We start from the raw sequence: 4,104 nt of genomic DNA on the forward strand, positions 1-4,104 counted from the left end.
CCGCGGCCGACCCGGACACGGGGCGCCGGCTGTGGGCGGAGTCGGAGCGCCTGACCGGCGTACGGTTCGCGCTCAGCGCCAGGTAGCGCCGACCTCGCGGGTGTCGACACGCGAACCCGGCGGCACCCGCCAGGACTCCACGCACACGGTGTACGTCTCCGTCCGCGCCGCCCCGGCGGCGATCGGGGCGGGCAGCGGCCGGGAATCGGTCACGGTGCCCCAGTCGATGCCCAGGGCGCCGACGACGTGCGTCCCGAAGGTGACGGTTCCGGCGACCACGGGCGTGCCGCCGGTGTTCCGGAAGGTGACCGTCACGCGCTCGCACCAGCGCCGGTCGGTGTCCGCGAGGACCGGCACGGAGACGGTGAGCGCGGCGGGCGCCGGAGCCGGGGACGGGGACGGCGGTGGCGTGGGCGGGGAGGCCGGCCCCGGGGTCGCTCCCCGGGGCGGTGGCAGGGGCCGGGGGCCGGTGCCGGGCCCGCTCGTGTCCGGCGCGGAGTGCGGAGGAGTGCGGGGAGGGGCGGTGGCGGCGTCCGTACGGGACGGGCCCGGTGCCGGAGCGCCCGGTTCCGTACCGCCACCGGCCTCCGCTCCGCCGCCCGGCTCCCTGCCGCCGTACGCGCCGGGTCCCGTGCCGCTGCCCGTCCCGGCTCCGGGGTCCGCGGGCGTACCCGTACCGGAGGACGCGGACGGGGTGGCGGGGGAGGGGAGCGGCGAGGGGGAGCGGGTGCTGGAGGCGAGGGTCGGGAGGGCGGCGGGGCCGGCCGGGGGAGCCGCGCCGGAGGGGACGACCGTGCCGTGCCGACCCGGGCCGGCGCCCAGGGGCGCGTACGCGTCGCCGTCCCCGCCGATGCCGCAGGCGGTCAGCGCTCCGCCGAGGCAGAGCGCCACCGTCACGAGTCCCGGCTTCCTTCGCCCCATGTCGCCAGTGTGGCCGATGGGCCCTCACGGGAGGGGCGGTTCGCCGAACTCCGCCCCTGCTCCGGTCAGTCGGAGATGAGTCCCTCGCGGAGCTGGGCGAGGGTGCGGGTGAGCAGCCGCGAGACGTGCATCTGCGAGATGCCGACCTCCTCGCCGATCTGCGACTGGGTCATGTTGGCGAAGAAGCGGAGCATGATGATCTGCCGCTCGCGGGGCGGGAGTTTGGCGAGCAGCGGCTTCAGCGACTCGCGGTACTCGACGCCCTCCAGGGCGGTGTCCTCGTAGCCGAGGCGGTCGGCGAGCGATCCCTCGCCGCCGTCGTCCTCGGGGGACGGCGAGTCGAGCGAGGAGGCGGTGTACGCGTTCCCGACCGCGAGGCCGTCGACCACGTCCTCCTCCGACACGCCCAGAACGGCGGCCAGTTCGGGCACGGTCGGGGAGCGGTCGAGCTTCTGCGCGAGTTCGTCGCCGGCCTTGGTGAGGGCGAGCCGCAGCTCCTGGAGGCGGCGCGGGACGCGCACGGACCACGAGGTGTCGCGGAAGAAGCGCTTGATCTCGCCGACGACCGTCGGCATCGCGAACGTCGGGAACTCCACGCCCCGTTCGCAGTCGAAGCGGTCGATCGCCTTGATGAGTCCGATGGTGCCGACCTGGACGATGTCCTCCATCGGCTCGTTGCGGGAGCGGAAGCGGGCCGCCGCGTACCGCACGAGGGGGAGGTTGAGCTCGATGAGCGTGTCGCGGACGTAGGTCCGCTCCGGGCTGTCGGCGGCGGCGCCTTCGGCGTCGAGCGCGCGCAGGCGGAGGAACAGGGAGCGCGACAGGGTGCGGGTGTCGAGGGTCTCCGGCACGACCGTCGGCGGCGGAGCGGGGGTTGTGGCGCTGTCGGCCGCGGTCGGCGCCGTCGTCTGCACGGGCGCGCCCGGGGCCACGGCCACCGCGAGGGGCGTGGAGAGGGACGCGGACGCGGACACGAGGTCGGACCCGGGCACGACGGCGGGTGCGGTGACGGACGCGGGCACGGTCACGGACGCGGGCGTGAGCGTGAGCACCTTCGAGCTGCCCTGTTCTGCGGACATGCCACCCCCTTGAGGTCGCGGACGGTCGCGGTGGCCGCGACCGTCTGAGGAACGCAGCCTCCACCTGAATACCGGCGGCAGGGCTGCGGCAAACTCGGTTCCAGCAGAATGTCACATGTCGGCAACACGCTGTAGTGACTTGTCGACAAGGAGTGGGCACATATCCGCAGGAAACAAGGGGGGTACGTCTTTTGGTGCTCCGTCAGGTTACTCCGAACCGGTCTACCTGATCCGGTTACGCCTCGATTCTGTTTGCGGATCTCAGACGGGCGAAGCTGCGGGCGAGGAGTCTTGACACGTGCATCTGGGAGACGCCGAGTTCCTGGCTGATCTGGGACTGGGTCAGGTTGCTGTAGTAGCGGAGCATCAGGATCCGCTGCTCGCGCTCCGGTAGCTGGACGAGGAGGTGCCGGACGAGGTCCCGGTGTTCGACGCCGGCGAGGGCGGGGTCCTCGTACCCGAGCCGGTCGAGCAGGCCGGGGAGCCCGTCGCCCTCCTGGGCGGCCTCCAGGGAGGTGGCGTGGTAGGAGCGGCCGGCCTCGATGCAGGCGAGCACCTCGTCCTCGCCGATCTTCAGCCGCTCCGCGATCTCGGCGGTGGTGGGTGAGCGGCCGTGGGCCGTGGTCAGGTCCTCGGTGGCGCCGTTGACCTGGACCCACAGTTCGTGGAGGCGGCGCGGGACGTGCACGGTGCGGACGTTGTCGCGGAAGTAGCGCTTGATCTCGCCGACGACCGTCGGCATCGCGAAGGTGGGGAACTGCACGCCCCGGTCGGGGTCGAAGCGGTCGATCGCGTTGATGAGGCCGATCGTCCCGACCTGGACGACGTCCTCCATCGGCTCGTTGCGGGACCGGAAGCGGGCCGCCGCGTACCGCACGAGGGGCAGGTTGGCCTCGATCAGGGCCCCGCGCACCCGCTGGTGCTCGGGGGTGCCCGGCTCCAGGTTCTTCAGCTGCCCGAACAGCACCTGGGTGAGGGCGCGGGTGTCGGCGCCACGGGTGCTCTGGGGGCGGGGGCGCGGGGCGTCCGCCGCTCCGCCCGCTTCGTGCTGGGGCGGGACCTGAGGTGCTGTACTGGCCGGCACGTTCACGCCACCCCTTTGGCTGGTGTAGCTGGTCGACTGGGTCAACTACGGTCAACTCATCCGTCAAAAGCGGTCATAGCATCACAAGACATGTCCACTGTGTGCAAGCACCGCATAACCACGTGTTGAGGGCATCAAGGACCCGAAAGGGGAGGCCGGAACACGACGAAGCCCCCCACCTGAACAGCGGGGGGCTCGGCGACGGAGAACCGGAGGGGGAAGGGGAGGGAGGGCTAGAAGGCGTAGTCCGCGATCACCCAGGTGGCGAACTCACGCCACTGCGCCACACCCGCCTGGTGGGCCGGATGGTCCAGGTACCGCTGGAGCGCCTCGGTGTCCTCGACGGCCGAGTTGATGGCGAAGTCGTACGCGATCGGGCGGTCCGTGATGTTCCAGTCGCACTCCCAGAACCGCAGCTCGGGGATCTGCTCGCCGAGCGCGCGGAACGCCTCGACACCGGCGACCACGCGCGGCTCGTCACGTGCGACGCCCTCGTTGAGCTTGAAGAGGACCAGATGGCGGATCACGGAGGGCTCCTAGTTGATGAGTTCGGTCATGAACTCGCCGACGCCCTGGGCGGCGCCGGAAATGCCCTCGAACCCTACCTGCACCAGATCGGCGGCCCGGGCCGGGGAGGTGATGATCGTATAGAGCACGAAGACCCCGATCGCGTACAGCGCGATCTTCTTCGCCTGTGCCATCTGCTCCGGCCCTCCCGTGTCCCCGCCCGGCTCCGCCCCGCTCGGCGCCCTCCGCCCGGCTGTCCCCACCCGGCTCCGCCGGACGACCGCGCCACTCTAACCGAGCCTTTATGGACCAAGGACCCGGCGATCGGGGCCTTTTGCCGCCCCCCGGGAGGGGAGCGGGGGAGCAGGATGGACACCGAGCCCGGCGGATCTGGCAGGAATCCCCGGGCTGTGGAACCGGCCCGCACTGCGGGGCCCGCGCCGCGAGCTTCCCCCCTGACCGTGGCGCGGGACCATCCGGACCGGTTCTCGCCGGGGGGAGCGGCTTGTCCCC

General features: G+C 72.2%; 5 protein-coding genes. All 5 read right to left on the bottom strand.

The features are described from left to right. Window positions 1-72 precede the first annotated feature (72 nt). Window positions 73-921, bottom strand: coding sequence for a hypothetical protein (locus RIF68_RS29665; protein ID WP_309054365.1), 849 nt, complete (start codon window positions 919-921; stop codon window positions 73-75). Window positions 922-986: 65 nt separating this feature from the next. Further along, entirely contained in the window at window positions 987-2,000 is a 1,014-nt protein-coding gene (locus RIF68_RS29670; protein WP_309054366.1) for an RNA polymerase sigma factor SigF, read from the bottom strand. A 235-nt stretch (window positions 2,001-2,235) separates the two neighbouring features. Beyond that, window positions 2,236-3,084: an RNA polymerase sigma factor SigF gene (locus RIF68_RS29675; RefSeq protein WP_309054369.1), complete on the bottom strand. Its 849-nt coding sequence runs from the start codon at window positions 3,082-3,084 to the stop codon at window positions 2,236-2,238. Window positions 3,085-3,317: 233 nt separating this feature from the next. Beyond that, window positions 3,318-3,611, bottom strand: coding sequence for a Dabb family protein (locus RIF68_RS29680; RefSeq protein WP_309054367.1), 294 nt, complete (start codon window positions 3,609-3,611; stop codon window positions 3,318-3,320). 9 nt (window positions 3,612-3,620) lie between these two features. Continuing rightward, window positions 3,621-3,785: a hypothetical protein gene (locus tag RIF68_RS29685; protein WP_309054368.1), complete on the bottom strand. Its 165-nt coding sequence runs from the start codon at window positions 3,783-3,785 to the stop codon at window positions 3,621-3,623. Window positions 3,786-4,104: the final 319 nt, after the last annotated feature.

The organism is Streptomyces sp. (genome assembly GCF_031178505.1).
Classification (GTDB): Bacteria; Actinomycetota; Actinomycetes; order Streptomycetales; family Streptomycetaceae; genus Streptomyces; species Streptomyces gulbargensis.